Here is an 18,548-nt window from a genome sequence, read left to right on the forward strand (position 1 = left end):
GCCCGCAGTTGCGGGTGCTACTTTTTAAGGCAGGGCTCCATCGTGAAAGAAATTCACTCACCTCCAGCTGTTGTGATTGACCCTTCGGTTAACCTCACCGATATGGTTGAGCGGCGTGCCCAAGACACCCGCAACCCCGTGGTCTACCGCATACAAAAGTCCACGGGTAACTGGGTAAACGTCACTGCCCAGCAGTTCAGGGCACAGGTCCTTGAGCTTGCCAAGGGCCTGGTTGCTGCGGGCATCGGTGCAGGGGATGTCGTGGGCATTATGAGCCGTACCCGCTATGAGTGGACGCTCATTGACTTCGCCTGCTGGTATGCCGGCGCTGTGGTGGTTCCCGTCTATGAAACGTCTTCACCGGCACAGGCCGCATGGGCACTGTCGCACTCGAAGGCAAAGGCAGTGTTTGTCGAAAGCGATAAACTTGCAGGGGTCATTGACCAGGCCAGGAACCTCACCGATGAAGAGCTTGAGCTCTCAGCGCTAAGCCATGTGTGGGTCATCGACTGTGAAGCCATTGCTGATCTGGTACGTCAGGGATCTTCGGTTACCGATGATGAAATTGAGCAACGCCGTTCCACCGCTAGCTGCGAAGACATTGCCACAATTGTCTACACATCAGGCACGACGGGGCGCCCCAAAGCCTGCCCTATCACTCACGGTAACTTTGTTCGACTGAGTGCCAATAGCAAAGCCACCATTCCTGAAATCGCTAACGAGACCAATTCGACTCTCCTCTTCCTGCCGTTAGCGCACGTATTGGGCCGCATTATCCAGGTGCTCACTTTTGATGCGGGCATGGTGGTAGGCCATGCGCCTGATATTAAGAACCTTTCCACTGATTTGGCGTCCTTCCAGCCCACCATGTTGCTGGTGGTTCCGCGTGTTTTTGAGAAGGTCTACGAGGGCGCGGTTAAGAAGGCTGAGAAGGGCGGAACGGTTAACGCTAAGCTCTTCCACCGTTCAGTTGATGTAGCCGTTAAGTGGTCCCAGGCAAAAATTGCCGGTGAAATGACTAAAAAACTGGCGCTGCAACATCGCTTCTACGACAAGCTGGTCTACTCCAAGCTGCGCGCTGCCATGGGAGGAAGAGTTAGGTTCGCCGTATCAGGCGGCAGCCGGCTAGCACCTCATTACGGCCATTTTTACCATGCTGTTGGCATTGAAGTAGTGGAGGGGTACGGTCTCACCGAGACCACCGCTCCTTTGGCTGTAGGGCGAATCCGAGATTTCGAGGTGGGTAACGTTGGCACCCTCATTCCCGGTGGCTCGGCACGCCTGGCAGATGATGGAGAACTGGAGTTCAAAGGCGTCGGCCTGATTTCTGGCTACCTCGATAACCCTGAGGAAAACGCCCTCGCCTTCACCGAGGACGGCTGGTTCCGCACCGGCGATCTTGCTCAAATTTCACAGGACGGTAAGATCACCATCACCGGTCGCAAGAAGGAAATTATTGTGACTGCCGGTGGCAAGAACGTCATGCCGGTCCCAGCCGAGGACAGGCTAAGGCTGGCACCTTTCGTATCGCAGGCCATGCTGGTCGGCGACGAAAAACCCTTCATCGCGGCTCTTATCACTCTTGACCCTGATGTGCTGCCCGATGAGCTAGAACGTATTGGTCTGCCGCGAACGCTGACCCCCAAAGAAGCATCTATCCACCCCCGCGTTCGCGAGTCCATCCAAAAGTTCATCGATGAGGCCAACGCTTTGGTTTCTAAGGCTGAGTCGATCCGTGAATTCCGCATTATCGACAAGGACTTCACCGAAGCAGAAGGCCATCTGACACCTTCCATGAAGGTACGCCGCAAGCAGATTTTGGCTGATTTCAGCTCCTATGTGGAGGACATCTATAACCGCACCAAGAGCACGGTCACCGAAACCGCCTCGCAGACCGCTGAGCGTATGCAGGAGTTGCGCGCTGAGCAGAGCGAGAAGTGGGATGAGTTCAAGGCAGACCAGGGTCAGAAAATCCAGGAGTTCACCGAGTCCCGGGGGCAGAAGCTACACGAGCTGGCCGATAAACTGCAGCAAGCCCGTGGCCCGAAGACCGATGAAAATGCTCTGGACCCCCAGACCCCGGTGGAGGCTCCAGATAACGGGCTAAAGCCCGGAAGCGACGGGGAAACCTCCCAGTAGGGTCTTTTGGAGCAACCTTAACTAACCCAAACTACCGATGGGCCCCACTCACGAGAGTGGGGCCCATCATTAGCTCCGGGAAGGTTTCAGGGCTGCCTAGCTACTGCTGAGCTAGAGAGAGCTCTTCGTCATGTGGAACTCATCGGCTTAGCCGTGCTTGTAGACCTGAACAATGGAGGGTCGGGGCAAAGCTACCGTGCCGTGGTGACGAGCCACGGTGCTCTTCTTGCCTCGGTTGCCGCTGGGCACGTAGTCCGGGAAGTAGGAGTGCGGCTGATCAAAGCTGCCGTCCTCACCGGGGTGCTGAACTGCCACGTAGACCATATTTTCGTGGTCGGCGATAACAGGACCGCAGGTTTCAGCTTCAATTGGCACTGATAGGAACTGCTCCACGTTACCGCGGTTGGTGCCGTCCAGACCGACGCGGAAAAGGCCGTCGTTCTTCTGGATTTTGTCAGGTGCCCCATCAGTTGAAATCCAGAGGTTGCCCTTGGAATCAAAGGCAACGTTATCGGGGCAGGAAATCGGAGAAACCCTAGCGGGGTCGAAGCCCGAGAAGTAGACCGGCTCATCTCCCTGGGGGTCACCGCAGAGGAGCAAAAGGTTCCAGGTGAAGCTGGTGGCTTCCACATCGTTGCCGTCTTCGATCATTTCAATGACGTGACCTGAACGGTTATTGTTACGGGGGTTAGCTTCATCAGCTGCTGCCGAGCCAGATACCCCGCGCTGGTTGTTGTTGGTGAGAGCTGCATAGATTTTACCGGTGATCGGTGAAGGCTCGACGTCCTCGGGGCGGTCCATCTTGGTGGCGCCCATGAGGTCAGCGGCCTGGCGGGTGAAGACCAGAACCTCTTCGATGCTCATGCCGGGCACCAGTGAGCGGTTACCCTCGGTAAGCTGCACCCAGCGTCCTGCCCCGTCAAAGCTACCATCAGCGGGAACCGTGCCGTTACCGTCAATCTCTGCTTCTGAATTACCGGTGAAAACAGCCACATAGAGTGAACCGTTTTCTAGCAGGGTCATGTTGTGGGCCTTATTGCCCTCGATGTGGCGGTCGCGGGAGACGAACTTGTAGATATATTCAAACCGAGCGTCATCACCCATGTAGGCGGCGACGCGGCCGGTGACGGGGTCAACGTGGATGTTGGCGCCCTCGTGCTTGAAGCGGCCCAGGGCAGTGTGCTTGCGGGGAGCCGCCGTGGGATCCTGCGGGTCTAGCTCAACGATGTAACCAAAACGGTGAGCTTCATTTTCGTAACCGGGATTGTTGGTATCGAAGCGGGGGTCAACCTCTTCCCAACCGTGAGGTGAACGCTGGTTCTTGATGGTGTAGCGCTTGAAACGCTCGGTGTTCTGACCCACGAAGTAGCTATCGAAGTTCTCTTCACCTGACAGTACGGTACCCCAGGGGGTGTAGCCGCCGGAGCAGTTATTGTTGGTGCCCAAGACAATGGTACCGGTGGGGTCATCCACCGTTTTGAGCAGGTCAGAACCGGCAGCGGGACCAACCAGGGTGAAGGGGGTGTCGGTGGTGATGCGGCGGTTGCGAGCGCCGTCCACCACGTAGGTCCAGGGTGAGCCTACCTTCTTGCGGGTCAGTTCAACCACAGACAGGCCCTGGGCCATCATGGAAATGCGGGCGATGGCGTAAGGATCAACCGAGAAAAGATCAGCCGGGTACATAGCTTGTTCGTTGATGTACTCGTGGTTGCAGACCAGAACACCCTGGAGGGGGTTGTGAGCATCAGGGATAATGGCCAGATAGTCGTTGTTGTAGCCAAACTGTAAAGCTTGGGCCTCTTCGGTTGGGTGGTAGGGGTCAAAAGCCGGTGCGTGAGAGAAAAGTGGATCGCCCCAGCGGATAACGGGTTCCCATTTGAACCCCTCGGGCACGGTGAACTCATCGACGTCTGAGGAGACGGGGGCGATGGGCTTAAAGTTGAAATGGGCACCAGATGTGCCGCGCCCCCAGGAGTTGGGGTTCTGCGAAGCGGCTTCAGCAGACTGGGGAGATAGACCCTCAGTGCCGATGACGATAGCGGCGCCAGCGGTGACGCCTAGGGCGGCTCGGCGCGAGATGGTGCTCTCAAGAATGTCTTTGAAGTAGCTGTTACTTGAGCAGTTGGCATCCGGCTCAAGGCAGGCATTGTTGCATTTGAGGGCGCAGGTGACAGCTGAACGTTTGCCCTTGACGTGATTCCACATGGGTAGGAAACGGCGGGTGGGGTTGGGCAGCAAAGTTTTTTCAGACAAAACGTTCTTCCTTCAAGCAGTGTGGGGGGGGTGTGGCTGGTGGGAACAGCCTCACTGACTATGTCAAAGCAAGGTGACGCTTAGGGAGCAACCTAGTAAACAGAAGGTTATAGAACATTAAACACGGCCCCACTAGCCTCAACGGATGTGGGCTAGTGGGGCTGTATCAGGTGTGATTGGTTTTAGTCGAGTTCCAAACCGAGGAGGGCGTTTTCAACGACCTCAGTAAGTGCGGGGTGAATCCAGTATTGACCGCGCGCCATGTCCTGGGCGCTTAGCCCAAAACTCATGGCTTGAATCAGGGGCTGAATCAGGTTCGCGGAATCCTCACCGATCAGGTGAGCGCCCAAGATTTCGCCGGTGTCCTTGCGGGCGATGATCTTGCAAAGCCCCACCGTGTCCTCCATCGCCCAACCGTAAGCGACATCTCCTATGTTCTGCACCTTGACGGTGATCTCATACCCTTCAGACTCAGCCTGCTGGCGAGCCTGGGTTTCGGTGAGCCCTACGGCAGCAATCTGGGGGTGGGTGAAAACAGCCGACGGGACGTAGCGGTGGTCGGTAGATTCCAAGTGATCTGGGTTCAACAGGTTGTGCTGGATCGTACGCATCTCGGCATTCGCCACGTGCTTGAGCTGGTAGGGTGACGATACATCGCCCAGCGCCCAGACACCCTTGACGGGGCTGCCACCCGAGAGCACCCGCTGGTGCTGGTCTACGGTAATCAGGCCGCGGTCATCCATATCAAAGAAGGGCGCCGCATTGACGGTATCAGAGTTGGGGGTGCGACCGGTGGCCACCAGCACCAGGTCAGCTTCCACTTCGACGCGCTGCCCTCGGTGGTCAAAGGTAACCGTCACCGCGCCGTCCCCGGTCTTTTCGATGCTCTGTAAGCCGTGGTTCAGTCGCAGGTCCCAGTGCTTGGGGGCCTCCTGTGCAAACCGTTCCGCAATGGTGTCATCGTGGGCGCGCAACAGACGGTCCGAACGTACAGCCTGAGTTACCTGAGCACCCAGACCGCTAAAGACGTGAGCGAACTCAGCGGCGATAAACCCGCCGCCAATCACCACGACGCGGTCCGGTAGCTCATCAATGCGCATCACGGTGTCGGACGTGTGGACCTGGGGCAGATTAATACCTGGCACCTGGGGCAGGGTCACCCGTGAGCCGGTGGCGACTACAATCTGGGGAGCGGTCAGCTGCACACCGCTATCGGTCATCAGGGTGTGAGAATCGGTAAAGCGGGCGTACTCCTCGTAGACATCGACGGAGGGTTGACGCTTGCGCCAGTCCAAACCGCCCTCGCTGATAGCGTCAATGCGGGAGAAGATACGGTCGCGTATTTGCTGCCAAGCAGTGTTCTTGTGCTCAACCTCGATACCGAGTTTGGTGGCGTCCTTCGCTCGGGCAATCACTGAGGCAGGGTAAACATACATCTTGGTGGGGATGCAGCCAAAGTTAAGGCAGGTTCCACCAAAGCGCCCGCCGTCAATCATGGCGACCTTTTTGCCGTCCCAGTCCTCGTTAATCAGCGAATTACCTGAGCCCGAACCAATAATAATAAGATCGTATTCTTTTACCGCTGTCATAGTGCCCTTTCAGTGGCTTTACCTGCGTCTGGATGTTCGTATCAGATAACGCGCAGGAGGCAGCTTTCATTCCCGGCTCCCTCTACTATGGTAGCTTCATCAACTGCAGGCTAGAGCTGTTCTTTGCGTTCTGCTAGGCGGGCGTCAGCATCAGCCATGTTCTGGTCAAAGTTGCGCTTCATCTGCCGGAAGACCAATATGTTCCCGACCAGTACGTGCAGTACACCCAGGCCAATGACGTAGATGTTCCAGCCGGCTTGCGGCAATACGGCTGCCACAATAATTAGCAGGGCGCCAAAACCAATAATTATCAAATGTGTAGGATTCATAGCCACTACCCTACCTTTCCTTCCCCCCGCCTCACGGTAATCACAGCTTCCTGGCGTGGGTCCTCGGGACACGGGAAACGGGAACATAAAGCAAAAGCCCTGCTCCTACCTTCGGATGAAGGTGAGAGCAGGGCTTTGGCAAAGGGCCGGTGTTACTTGACGTTGACCACGATCAACAGGTCACCGCCAGCTACCTGGGCTACATCGTTGTAGACGATGCGCTCAACGGTGCCAGCTACCGGTGAGGTAATAGACGCTTCCATCTTCATCGCCTCAATGGTTGCGACCTGGTCGCCCACAGCAATCTCATCCCCTGGCTTAGCGGTGATGGTGACGCCACCGGCGAAGGGTGCTGCGATATGGCCGGAGTTTGACGCATCCGCCTTCTCGGCTTCCTTAACGTTAGATTCAATCGAGTTATCACGCACTTTGACGGTGCGCTGCTGGCCGTTGAGGGTGCACATAACCTCGCGCATCCCCTTTTCGTCAGCCTCAGAAATCGCTTGCAGGGTAGCAATCAGACGAACGCCCTTGCCCAGCGAAATCACGTGCTCGCGCTTGAGCATCATGCCGTAAAGGAAGTCGCGGGTGTGCAGAATAGACACATCGCCGAACTCCTCACGGGTCTTCTCAAACTCGCGGGTGGGAGCCGGGAAGAGCAGACGATTCAGGGTTGATCGGCGACCCTCAGAGTCACCCTCAAGAGCTGCCAGGTCTTCAGCTGAAAGCTCGTTGACCGAAGGCTTGGACAGCTTGCGACCCTCCAGAGCGCGGGTACGGAAGGGCTCAGGCCAGCCTGCGGGCGGAGTGCCCAGCTCGCCGTTCAAAAAGCCGATGACCGAGTCAGGCACATCGAACTTCTGTGGGTCCTTCTCGAAGTCCTCGGGTGAGACGCCCATACCTACCAGCTGCAGGGCAAGATCGCCCACTACCTTGGATGAAGGGGTTACCTTGACGATATGACCCAGCATGCGGTCAGCGGCAGCGTACATATCTTCGATATCTTCGAAGCGTTCCCCCAGCCCCAGTGCATTTGCCTGGGCACGCAGGTTAGAGAGCTGCCCGCCGGGAATCTCGTGGGTGTAAACACGGCCGGTTGGTGAGCTCAGACCCATCTCGAAGGGCTTGTAGATGGCGCGCAAAGCTTCCCAGTAGGGTTCCAGAGCGCAGGCTGCTTCCAGCGAAATACCGGTGTCACGGTCGGTGTACTGAAGTGCACCAACGAGAGCTGAGAAAGAGGGCTGGGAGGTGGTACCAGCCATGGAGGCACTTGCCACGTCCACGACGTCCACACCGGCTTCAACCGCTGCGAGCAGGGTGCCCACCTGGCCACCGGCGGTGTCATGGGTGTGCAGGTGAACCGGCAGGTCAAAACGCTCACGCAGGGCGGTCACCAGGCGGCGGGCTGCTTCAGGACGCAGAAGACCGGCCATGTCCTTGATAGCAAGGATGTGGGCACCTGCTTCAACTACCTGGTCAGCAAGGTCGAGGTAGTAATCCAAGGTGTAGGTCTTCTCATCGGGTGAGAGCATGTCACCGGTGTAGCAGATAGCTACTTCAGCCACCGCGGTGCCGGTAGCACGCACAGCCTTAATCGCCGGGGTCATCTGTGAGACATCATTGAGCGAGTCAAAGATGCGGAAGATATCGACGCCGGTTTCTGCTGCTTCCTTGACGAAAGCGTCGGTGACCTCGGTGGGGTACGGGGTGTAGCCCACGGTATTGCGGCCGCGCAGCAGCATCTGGATGGGCAGGTTGGGCATAGCCTCACGCAGGTGAGCCAGGCGCTCCCAGGGATCCTCTGAGAGGAAGCGCAGAGCAACGTCATAGGTTGCACCGCCCCAGGCTTCAACCGAGAAGAGCTGCGGGATGGTGTGGGCTACCGCGGGTGCCGCTGCCAGCAGGTCGCGGGTACGCACACGGGTTGCCAGCAGGGACTGGTGGGCATCGCGGAAGGTGGTATCGGTCACCAGTACTTCCTGGGTGTCACGAACAGCCTTGGCAAAGCCCTCAGGGCCCAGCTCTAGAAGCTTCTGTCGCCAGCCAGCAGGGGGCTGGTGATCAGAGGCGTCAAAGGGTGAGCGGAAGGGCTCTTCAACTTTATCGCCGGGGAAACGGGGCAGCTTTTTGCGGGGGTCGATACCCTCAATACGCTCACCGTGGGGCTTATTGACGGTGATGTTGGCCAGGTACTGTAGAGCCTTGGTGCCGCGGTCAGCCGAGGGCTTCTTGGTCAACAGCTCAGGGTGCTCATCGATGAAGGGGGTGGAGACATCGCCGGCACGGAAGGTGGGGTCCTGCAACACTGCCTGGATGAAGGGAATGTTGGTGGAGATACCGCGAATACGGAACTCTGCCAGTGCACGGGAGGCTCGCTGGACGGCTGCCTCAAAGGTACGACCGCGGCAGGTGAGTTTCACCAGCATAGAGTCGAAGTGGGGTGAGATTTCAGCACCGGTGTAGATGGTACCGCCATCTAGACGGATGCCGGAGCCACCTGCTGAGCGGTAGTAGGTCACCTTGCCGACGTCCGGGCGGAAGCCGTTGGCGGGGTCCTCGGTGGTGATGCGAGACTGCAGCGCAAAGCCGCGGACGTGTAGCTCATCCTGGCGGATGTTCAAATCTTCGAGGGTTTCTCCCGCTGCGATGCGCATCTGGGACTGCACCAGGTCAACATCGGTGACCTCTTCAGTCACGGTGTGCTCCACCTGGATGCGGGGGTTCATCTCGATAAAGACGTGCTGGCCAGCGCGCTCGCCGGCGGTGTCCACCAGGAACTCCACGGTGCCAGCGTTGACATAGCCCAGCTCTTTAGCAAATTTCACCGCGTCGCGGAAGAGTGCCTGGCGGATCTCATCGTCCAGGTTAGGCGCAGGTGCAATCTCAACGACCTTCTGGTGGCGGCGCTGCAGGGAGCAGTCACGCTCAAAAAGGTGCACGATATTGCCTTCGCCATCAGCAAGGATCTGAACCTCAATATGGCGGGGGCGCAGTACGGCCTGCTCAAGGAAGACGGTGGGGTCACCAAAGGCGGTTTCAGCCTCGCGCATAGCGGCTTCCATGGAAGCCCGCAAGTCTTCGCGTTTTTCTACGCGGCGCATACCGCGGCCACCACCACCAGCGACAGCCTTGACGAAGATGGGGAAACCAATTTCTTCAGCTTCAACCAGCAGCTTTTCAACGTCAGCGCTGGGCTCGGTTGATTTCAGGACGGGGATGCCGGCGCGGCGAGCAGCCTTGAGTGCTTCGACCTTATTACCGGCAAGTTCCAGCACCTCCGGGGGCGGGCCGATAAAGGTAATGCCGTTAGCGGCAGCGGCACGAGCTAAATCCGGGTTCTCCGAGAGAAAACCGTAACCGGGGTAGATAGCATCCGCGCCGGCATCTTTGGCAACACGAATAATCTCATCAATATCCAGGTAAGCCCGAACGGGATGCCCTTCTTCGCCAATGGGGTAGGCTTCATCTGCCTGCTGGCGGTGAATGGAGTGGCGGTCTTCGTAGGGGAATACGCCAACGGTCTTAGCGCCGAGCTCGTAAGCCGCGCGGTAGGCGCGGATTGCGATTTCGCCGCGGTTTGCGACCAAAACTTTTGAAAACATATTTTTCCGTTCCGTTCCGTTGCCTGGGGTCCCAGTGGAACTTTAGCCACGACTGTGTGTGTGAACACCTCAAATATATAGCTCAGAGCAAGCTCTACCCGAGTTTTGTCTCATTTTTGGTCATGTTGGGCGTAACGAAACCGCTTATTGTGAAGCTCATAACATGCTTGAATATAGAACACATCTGTGGCCTGACCATCAGCTTTGCTCTTGTCCCCAGGCAGGATGCGGTTATTAGGTAGCATAGAGCTAAGACTTAATAACCATTTGTGAGAGGCAGACACCAATTTGGCAAGCATAGTGAGTATCAGTAGCCTCAAGGGCGGGGTGGGTAAAACATCCGTTACCCTGGGGCTAGCATCTGCAGCTCAGGCTTCTGGTTTTAGGGTGCTGGTGGTTGACCTCGATCCCCATGGTGATGCCTCAACCGGCCTTGGTGTGAGCAGCCAGCAGGGCCGCGATATCGCTTCGTTACTACTGGAGCCGAGAGAGACCGGGATTGATGATGAGCTGGTAGCCTGCAGCTGGGTTTCACTGGGCAGTCTAGGTAACGCCTCGAGCACGGGTTTGGACGCCGGGGTGTGGGTTGTTCGCGGTTCCGCCCGCTCAACAGCGTTAGAATCCCTCGATTCTCAGGTAACGCTCCCCTTGCTCAGTAACCTGCTAGTGGGCGTCCGCGATATCTTTGACCTGATCCTCATCGACTGCCCGCCCACCCTAGGTCGGCTCACCGAAATGGCATGGGCTGCCAGCGATAGAGTCATTTCAGTAGCTGAGCCCTCACTCTTTTCCGTTGCCGGTTCAGAGCGCACCCTTCGAGCGATTGCCAGGTTTGAAGCTAACACCGAATACGCTGTGAACTCAGCTTCTATTGTGGTCAACAAGGTGCGCGACTCAGACCCCGAGCACGATTATCGCACCGAAGAAATGCGCACCCTCTTTGGGGACCTGGTTGCTTCAACCACCCTGCCCGATGCCCCCATACTGCAAAGAATTCAGGGATCGGCCTACCCGGTGCACTACTGGCCTGAAGCAGAAGCTCAGCCACTCGCGTCCGCTTTTACACACCTTCTACAGGGGCTCTTCCCTCAGCAAGCATTAGGCATAACGGCAGAATAGGCTCAGCGCCCACCCAACACCGAGGGCCCCTCTTTTTAGAGAGGGGCCCTCGACCTTTTTAAGCTGAGAAAAGTTTATGCGCCAGCCTTGCGGGCTCGCCGCGCGGAAAGTTCATCATGAATCTCGGTGCTGGCTTCTTCAACGGCAGTGTTTTCACCCGGTAGCTCGCTGAGCGATATTTCAAGCTCACGCCATACCCTGCCAATAGCAATACCGAAAACGCCCTGCCCTGCCTGGACTAGGTCGATAACTTCCGAGGCTGAAGTGCACTCATAAACGCTAGCACCGTCTGACATCAGAGTAATGCCGGCGAGATCCTCTACCCCGCGAGTACGCAGGTGCTCTACCGAGGTGCGAATCTGCTGAAGGGAAACGCCGGTGTCTAGTAGGCGCTTAACAATTTTGAGCACCAAAACATCGCGGAAAGAATAAAGACGCTGAGAGCCCGAGCCCTTAGCCGACCGGACGGTAGGTTCCACCAGCTGGGTGCGTGCCCAGTAGTCCAGCTGACGATAGGTGATACCGGCAGCCTTGCAAGCAGTGGGCCCGCGGTAGCCCAGGTTTTCATCCACCAACGAGACGGGGTCATCGAAGAGAACACCTTGCTGGCCTACGGGAGAAGCGCGGTGGAGCACTTCATCAAAACCTAGCAGCGGTTGGTCCATAGAAGAAGGTACGCCTCGCAGCGCGCTATGCTCTACTGTTGGGTCATGATGCTTCACGATAACAGTGATTCCTTCCTCTACAACGATTTGAACTGTACCTATCCTACCCGGCGCACACGCATTTTCCGGTTTAAAGCGCCCTAGCTCAGCACGGCGTTTTAACATGGTTCTCGTCATCAAGCCAGACTGCGCCCACGGCACCCCAAGAGGGGTGATCAAGGAGATTCTTCCCTCAGTAGCAGTAACCTACTCGTACGTAGGCATTGAGCCAGCAACCAGACCCATATGCAGGCGCAATAAGAGCTGAGCGATATCCCCCGCTAGTTCAGCTGCTCGAGCACGGGATGTCTCATCCTTACGCAGGGCAAGCGGCCCCACCGCGGTTTCCACCAGATCAACCTCACGATCAGCTGCAGCCCTAAAAGCCCGCAGGTGGCGAGGGTGCAGGCCGTGAGCGGTCAGCTGATTACAGACCTTAGTAACCGCTAGGTCATATTCATCGTAGGCATCTTTATTCTCTAAGAGTAGGCCATACTTCATGAGCTCACGAAGCAGCGGCATATCAACCTCTGCCTCCTGCCCCAACTCACGCAGGGTGAAAGTGCGGGAAGGCGCAGAAGTCTCAGCAGTTTGAGCTTCTACAACTTCAACCTCGGAATCAGCAACCTGCACCTTGCCAGCGTCCAGATTAGCCAAGCGCTCCCTAATCACCTTGAGAGGGAGATACTGATCGCGCTGCAGCTCTAAAACGTAGCGTAGTCGCTCGATGTCTTGGGCCGAATACTTGCGGTAGCCGGTATTGGTGCGCTGGGGACTCACCAAGCCCTTGTCTTCCAGGAAGCGGATTTTTGAGGCGCTAATACCGGGAAAGTCAGACTCAAGAGCAGCGAGAACCTGGCCAATTGTCTTATTTTTGACCTGCCCATCAGCTAGCTCAGTTTGAACTGATTCGCCGGCCATTACCGCCCCGTGCCCAAGTAGAAAGCAAAGTGGAACTTGCCGATGTGCACTTCATCGCCGTTCTTAAGGTAGGCCTCATCGACTCGATCACCGTTGACGTAGGTGCCGTTCAGTGAGTCAGCGTCAGTCAGAATGAAGCTACCTGCGTTGGGAATAAACAGAGCGTGGCGGCGTGAAACCGTAACGTCGTCCAGGTAAATATCAGATTCGGGGCTACGGCCAGCAATAATGGGCTCTACTGCGCCACTTTCATCAGAATCGGCGGTGAGCAAGAAACGTGCACCTTTGAACTGACCATCAATGCCGATGAGCACAGCTGAACCGCCGGGCAGGGTAGCGATAACCGACAGCTCTTCATCAGTGGGGTTGTGTGAACTAGCAATATCAGAAATGGACAGCGGGATAGTGGTGGTGGAAGGGTGCGCTTCGTGGTGGGACATGCTGGGGTCCTTGATGTAGTAGATCTCTGTTCGGTATGGGAACATACGCGAAGCGAGGGGGTTTCAGGCTGGTTCAAAGGTCACAAAATGGTAAACAGTGAACCGTTTGTTTAATCTTAGCCAGAACCCCTGATTATTGCCCCATTCACACCGCTTTCTGGGCAGATTTTTTACAAACGGAAACCTATCAGCGCCCGGACAAGAAAAGAGCCACCGCTTTTGGCGGTGGCTCGGGGAAGAGATCTCCCTTGACTAGGCGGTCTCAGCCTCGTAATCAGCTGCAGACATTAGGTTTTCGAGATCGGCTGCGTCAGCAGGGCGAACCTCAATGAGCCAACCCGCGCCATAGGGGTCTGAGTTTACAGTCTCGGGCGCCGCTTCAAGCTCCTCGTTAATAGCAACGACTTCACCGTTGATAGGAGCGAACAGATCAGAAACACTCTTGGTGGATTCGATCTCGCCAAAGGTAGCGTCGGCCTCCAGGGTTCCGCCCACCTCGGGCAAGTCAACGTAGACAACGTCGCCCAGGGCGTCCTGAGCATGATCGGTGACACCGATACGCACGGTACCATCAGCGGTGAGTGCGCTCACCCACTCGTGTTCTTTGGTGTACTTGAGTTCTGCAGGAATGTTGCTCATCGGAGATTTCCTTTTCTGTTGTGAAAGATGCCGATCGAGGCGCGTGAAACTCGAAAGTTTAGGATTGAAACCATCGCGAGGGAGCAACGGCTTCTTACCTCTTATTCTATGACACAGCCGATAGTGAACGTAACGCAAGACACCGTGTTGCCTACCGGTGGCCAGAAAAGAGAATAAAGAAGCCGCCCCTCACTCCCCTGCTGGTTGAGCAGCGGCGCGAAAGGCGGCATCTACCTTATGGCAGTCTGAACCCTAGATGACCTTCTCTGAGAACTTGTCGGGGTTACCAAAGCGGTGGGCGGTGATAGACACTGCCTGCTCACGCAGGAAGGGCAGCATCTCGATACGTCCTGCCTCGGTCACGGGCTGGAAGTAAACCGCGATATCGGGGCGTCCGTCCAGAGCTTCGTAGAGTGAGGTGGAATCATCACCGATGTAGCGAATACGGGCACCTTCTAAGGAGGTTCCTTCCAGATCCTGAGTAGTTGCCTTAGCAATGCGTTGCAGGGAAGCGCGGTAGTCTGCATCGCTCTGCTCGATGATTGTGACCCCGGCTGAGGTGACGGCGTCGCGCACTGCCACAGGCAGAGCAAGAGCGGTGCTGAACTCAATCTTCGCCCCGGCCGCTATGCCCGCCAGCAGCACACGGATGGCGTGATCCATACTGCCCGTGGAGTCCAGGCGCACCTGAACGACGGTGGGCAGATAACGTAGAATGTTGCGCTCAACGCCCAGGTTGCTGGGATCATGCCCCACACCGAACTCGGTGGCCCATGCTGCGGCGTCTGAGCTGGCTGAGCGGGTGAGGAACTCGATGCCGCCATCGTTGGTGGCGGTGGGTTCACGCAGGGCTGCCAGGATTTCGCGTACCTCTGTTTTATGGGGGGCAGTGGTAGCGGTCGAGGGCTCGCTGACCCAGTCGGTTAGTGCTACCAGGTAGTTGGGACCGCCAGCCTTAGTGCCTGAGCCGACGGTTGACTTCTTCCAGCCGCCGAAAGGCTGACGCTGAACGATAGCGCCGGTAATGCCGCGGTTGACGTAGGTGTTACCTGCCTGAACTTTGGAGAGCCAGAAGGCAAGTTCTTTGGAATCCAGTGAGTGCAGACCGGCGGTGAGGCCGTAGTCGGTGGCGTTCTGCAGCTCAATGGCTTCTTCTAGGGTTTTTGCCTTCATGACGCCCAAAATGGGACCGAAGTATTCGGTCAGGTGGTATTCACTGCCGGGCTTCACTCCTGCGCGGACGCCGGGTGACCAGAGTCGGCCGGTTTCATCGAGCTGCTGGGGCTTGATGACCCAGGTTTCACCTTCACCTAAGGTGGTGAGGCCGCGCTTGAGCTTGCCCTCGGGCACCTCGATAACCGGGCCCATTTCTGAGGCGATGTCCTGCGGGTGAGCCACGTGCAGTGACTTCACGGCGTCTACCAGCTGGTTGTAGAAGCGCTTGGACTCCCCTACGCTACCGACCAGAATCACGGTGGAGGCTGCTGAGCACTTCTGGCCTGCGTGGCCAAAGGCGGAGGCAACGACGTCCTTGACCGCCAAATCGAGGTCAGCGTTGGGGGTGACGATGATGGAGTTCTTGCCCGATGTCTCACCGAAAAGCGGTAGGTCCTTGCGCCAGGAACGGAACATCTCAGCGGTCTCGTAGCCACCGGTCAGAATCAGTCGATCAACGCGGGGATCTGCAATCATTGTGGAGCCAGCATCGCGGTCGGTGACCTTGACGAGGCGCAGTACGTCGCGGGGCACGCCAGATTCCCACAGCACCTCAGCGATGAGGGCGCCGATGCGGGCGGTGTTGGAGGCGGGCTTAAAGATCACACCGGAACCGGCTGCCAAGGAGGCAATCACACCGCCAACGGGGATAGCTGTGGGGAAGTTCCAGGGTGGAATCACCAGAGTGAGCTTGGCGGGCACGGGGCGCGCGCCGTCCATCTCATCTAGTCGTTCTGCCAGCTTGGCGTAGTAGTACGCAAAGTCAACGGCCTCAGAAACCTCAACATCGCCCTGGTCCAGGGTCTTGCCGGCTTCGTACGCCATGATTTCCATAAAGTCACCGCGGCGAACTGCCAAACCGACTGCGACCTTGCGCAGAATCGCGGCGCGTTCGCTGGCGGGACGGGCGCCCCATTCGGCACCGGCGGTCAGGGTATCTGCGACTAGATCATCAGCCTGTTCTGCCGAGCCTAGCTCATTATCAGCCAGGGTGTCGATGCCGATGCGGGTGGTCGCTGAGCGTTCCAGAATAGCCCGGCCCCACTCGCGGTTAGCGGCGAGCGCGGAGTCGGTATCCGGGGTGTTCTCGAAGTCACCGGCGGGCGTGAAGACGGTGTCTTCGGTTTCGGTCAGGCGGTTCTGCGTGCGCTGTGGGGGCTGAACCTCATCGGTGACGTCTGCCAGTGAAGCCAAGAAGCGCTGCTTCTCACGCTCGAAGAGAGCTGGCGATGAGTCCAGGTCGAAGACAGCGCTCATGAAGTTCTCGCTGGATGCATTCTCTTCGAGGCGGCGCACCAGGTAGGAGATAGCGACATCGAATTCTTCGGGGCGCACCACGGGGGTGTAGAGCAGCAGGTGACCGACGCGCTGGCGAATGACCTCAGCTTGCTGGGAGGCCATACCGATGAGCATTTCGAACTCGACGTCGCGGGCAACACCGCGGTCTTCTGCCAGGAGCAGGGCGAAGGCAACATCAAAGAGGTTGTGGCCAGCTACGCCCAGGCGGACGTTCTTGGTGTGCTCGGGTTTGAGCGCATAGTCGAGGATGCGCTTGTAGTTAGTGTCTGATTCCTGCTTGGAGTTGCAGGTGGTTAGGGGCCAGCCGTGAACCGCTGCCTCTACCTTTTCCATAGAGAGGTTGGCGCCCTTTACCAGGCGAACCTTGATGCGGGCACCACCGGTGGCTACGCGCTGGGCAGCCCATTTCTGCAGGTGCTGCATGGCGGCCAGGGTATCGGGTAGGTAGGCTTGAAGAACGATACCGGCTTCAAGGTGCTTGAGCTGGGGCTGATCCAGAATCTTGGTGAAGACCGCAATGGTCATATCCAGATCCTTGTACTCTTCCATATCCAGGTTGATGAATTTCTTCTGGGCAGAGTTAGCTGCCAGCTCGTAGAGCGGGGTCAGGCGGATGACGGCTTGTTCAACGATCTCATCAAAGGCCCAGTGAGAGTGGGGGCCTGACACAGAGGAAACCTTGATGGATACGTAGTCAACGTCATCGCGGGCCAGCAGACGCTTGGTTTCACTCAAACGGCGTTCCGCTTCGCGGTCACCCAGCACTGCTTCACCGAGCAGGTTGATGTTGAGCTTGTTGCCGCTAGCGGTCAGGTGCTTGATGGCGGGGCCAAGCTTCTCATCACGGGCGTCCACAATCAGGTGGCCAACCATCTGGCGCAGCACGGTGCGTGCGATGGGCACGGTAGGCCAGGAGACCTTACCAGCTAGCTTGCCGCCGACGCCTACGGCTGCCTTCATATAGCAGGGGAGGAAGGACGGGACGATGGGGGCAATGCGTTCTAGGTTTTTACCGGCAACGCTCTGATCTTCAGGGCGCACAACGCCGTCTACGAAGCCCACGGTGAAGTCGAGACCGTTGGGGTCTTTGAGGACGCCAGCTAGTTTTTCTGCGGCGGGGTCTGCAGAAATATTCTGGGCTTCTTTGACCCACTGGGCAACGAGTTCGGTTGCTTGGATGGCTAGTTTCTGGTGGCGTTCATCAGCGAACGGCTGGGCCATAGTAGGACCTCCTCTAGGATGCGCGGTGTGCGCACAACTTGGCACTTGTTACCCATTTCACCATGTTTAGGTTAGTAAAACACTATTAGAAAAAGTGAATCTTCTTGATGTATTTGATTTAGATTTGCTAAATTGTAATGACACCATAAGGAGGGCTTCCCATGTTTGATCTGCGCCGCCTCGCCATGTTGCTTGAAATTCACGAGCGAGGGACACTGGCCGCAGCCGCCAAGGCACTGCACCTCACCTCATCAGCAGTCTCGCAGCAGCTCTCCACTCTTGAAAAAGAAGTGGGCGCTCCCCTGCTGCGCAAGGTGGGCAGGCACGTTGAGCTGACCACTGAGGCGCTAATTTTGGCTGAAAGTACTCGCAATGTGCTCTCAGAGTTGGACGCCGCTCGCACGCGTATTTCCCTTTTGGAGGGCACCCCTGCCGGGCAGGTGCGCCTAGCAATATTTCAGTCTGCAGCGCAGGCTCTGCTGCCCGGGGCGCTAGACTACCTGGCAGAAGACGCGCCCCAGGTGGAACTTCACGCGGTGCAGATTAACCCTGAGACCGGCCTCATTCTGACGCGTAGCCGCGAGTTCGACATGGTGATTTCAGAGTCCTACCCCCACCGCTTCATCCCCGAGCATGCGGAGCTCACTTCTGAGCTGCTGACCCACGACACTCTTCATCTGGTGGTTGCGGCTGATTCTGGGGTGGAAGACCTAGCTGGGGCTGCTCACCTGCCCTGGGTTTTTGAAGGTAAACATAACACTTCCCGAGTGTGGGCCATTGACCAGTGCAGGGCAGCAGGGTTTGAGCCTCAGGTTCGCTACGTCATGGACGATCTGGGCACTCACCTGCAGCTGGCAGCGGCGGGAGCTGCCGCCGTCCTGCCGGGCTTTGCTCTGGCCAACCTACCCAGGAGTGCCGAAGCGGATTCGGTGACGGTATTACCTTTACCCGGGAGCCCCAAGCGCAAGATTTTTGTGACCGTGCGGTCCGAGAGCGCAGAGCAACCTGCCATTAAGGCAGTTAAAGAGGCTTTGCGGCACGCGGTGAATAGCGCTCCCCACTAAGCACAAACTCTGAG

Annotated in this window: 12 protein-coding genes; 3 read left to right on the top strand and 9 right to left on the bottom strand. The window is 57.4% G+C overall.

What is annotated here, in order from left to right:
- The first annotated feature begins 42 nt into the window (after positions 1-42).
- Positions 43-2,139, top strand: a complete 2,097-nt coding sequence (locus VVR27_RS08735; protein WP_368547997.1) for a long-chain fatty acid--CoA ligase — start codon at positions 43-45, stop codon at positions 2,137-2,139.
- A gap of 147 nt (positions 2,140-2,286) precedes the next feature.
- Here VVR27_RS08735 and VVR27_RS08740 read toward each other — a convergent pair whose 3' ends face one another.
- From VVR27_RS08740 to VVR27_RS08755, 4 genes are all read right to left on the bottom strand, one after another.
- A complete protein-coding gene (locus VVR27_RS08740) occupies positions 2,287-4,392 on the bottom strand; it encodes a PhoX family phosphatase (RefSeq protein ID WP_368547998.1) in 2,106 nt (701 codons plus the stop codon).
- 182 nt (positions 4,393-4,574) lie between these two features.
- Positions 4,575-5,981, bottom strand: a complete 1,407-nt coding sequence (locus VVR27_RS08745; RefSeq protein WP_368547999.1) for a mycothione reductase — start codon at positions 5,979-5,981, stop codon at positions 4,575-4,577.
- Between the two features lie 110 nt (positions 5,982-6,091).
- Positions 6,092-6,310, bottom strand: coding sequence for a hypothetical protein (locus tag VVR27_RS08750; RefSeq protein ID WP_368548000.1), 219 nt, complete (start codon positions 6,308-6,310; stop codon positions 6,092-6,094).
- Between the two features lie 152 nt (positions 6,311-6,462).
- Positions 6,463-9,912 (bottom strand): pyruvate carboxylase, encoded by a 3,450-nt coding sequence (locus tag VVR27_RS08755; protein ID WP_368548001.1) that lies wholly within the window; start codon positions 9,910-9,912, stop codon positions 6,463-6,465.
- 300 nt (positions 9,913-10,212) lie between these two features.
- Between VVR27_RS08755 and VVR27_RS08760 the strand changes: the two genes are divergently transcribed.
- Positions 10,213-11,031 (top strand): ParA family protein, encoded by an 819-nt coding sequence (locus VVR27_RS08760; RefSeq protein ID WP_368548002.1) that lies wholly within the window; start codon positions 10,213-10,215, stop codon positions 11,029-11,031.
- Positions 11,032-11,105: 74 nt separating this feature from the next.
- Here the strand turns inward: VVR27_RS08760 and VVR27_RS08765 are convergent, their stop codons facing one another.
- The 5 genes from VVR27_RS08765 to VVR27_RS08785 form a co-directional block, all read right to left on the bottom strand.
- Positions 11,106-11,696, bottom strand: a complete 591-nt coding sequence (locus tag VVR27_RS08765) for a MerR family transcriptional regulator (RefSeq protein ID WP_368548003.1) — start codon at positions 11,694-11,696, stop codon at positions 11,106-11,108.
- 246 nt (positions 11,697-11,942) lie between these two features.
- A complete protein-coding gene (locus tag VVR27_RS08770; protein WP_368548004.1) occupies positions 11,943-12,656 on the bottom strand; it encodes a MerR family transcriptional regulator in 714 nt (237 codons plus the stop codon).
- Complete coding sequence (locus VVR27_RS08775; RefSeq protein ID WP_368548005.1) at positions 12,656-13,096, bottom strand: FHA domain-containing protein; 441 nt, start codon at positions 13,094-13,096, stop codon at positions 12,656-12,658. Before VVR27_RS08775 ends, VVR27_RS08770 begins: the two co-directional genes overlap by 1 nt.
- A 252-nt stretch (positions 13,097-13,348) precedes the next feature.
- Positions 13,349-13,735 (bottom strand): glycine cleavage system protein GcvH, encoded by a 387-nt coding sequence (gcvH, locus tag VVR27_RS08780; protein WP_346871621.1) that lies wholly within the window; start codon positions 13,733-13,735, stop codon positions 13,349-13,351.
- 252 nt (positions 13,736-13,987) lie between these two features.
- Positions 13,988-17,470 carry a bifunctional proline dehydrogenase/L-glutamate gamma-semialdehyde dehydrogenase gene (locus VVR27_RS08785; RefSeq protein ID WP_368548006.1) on the bottom strand — a complete coding sequence of 1,161 codons (3,483 nt, stop codon included), beginning with the start codon at positions 17,468-17,470 and terminating at the stop codon, positions 13,988-13,990.
- A gap of 161 nt (positions 17,471-17,631) precedes the next feature.
- On the opposite strand from VVR27_RS08785, the gene VVR27_RS08790 reads away from it, so the two are divergent.
- Positions 17,632-18,534: a LysR substrate-binding domain-containing protein gene (locus VVR27_RS08790; RefSeq protein WP_368548007.1), complete on the top strand. Its 903-nt coding sequence runs from the start codon at positions 17,632-17,634 to the stop codon at positions 18,532-18,534.
- Positions 18,535-18,548: the final 14 nt, after the last annotated feature.

It is taken from the genome of Rothia sp. LK2492 (assembly GCF_040946345.1).
GTDB lineage: Bacteria > Actinomycetota > Actinomycetes > Actinomycetales > Micrococcaceae > Rothia > Rothia endophytica.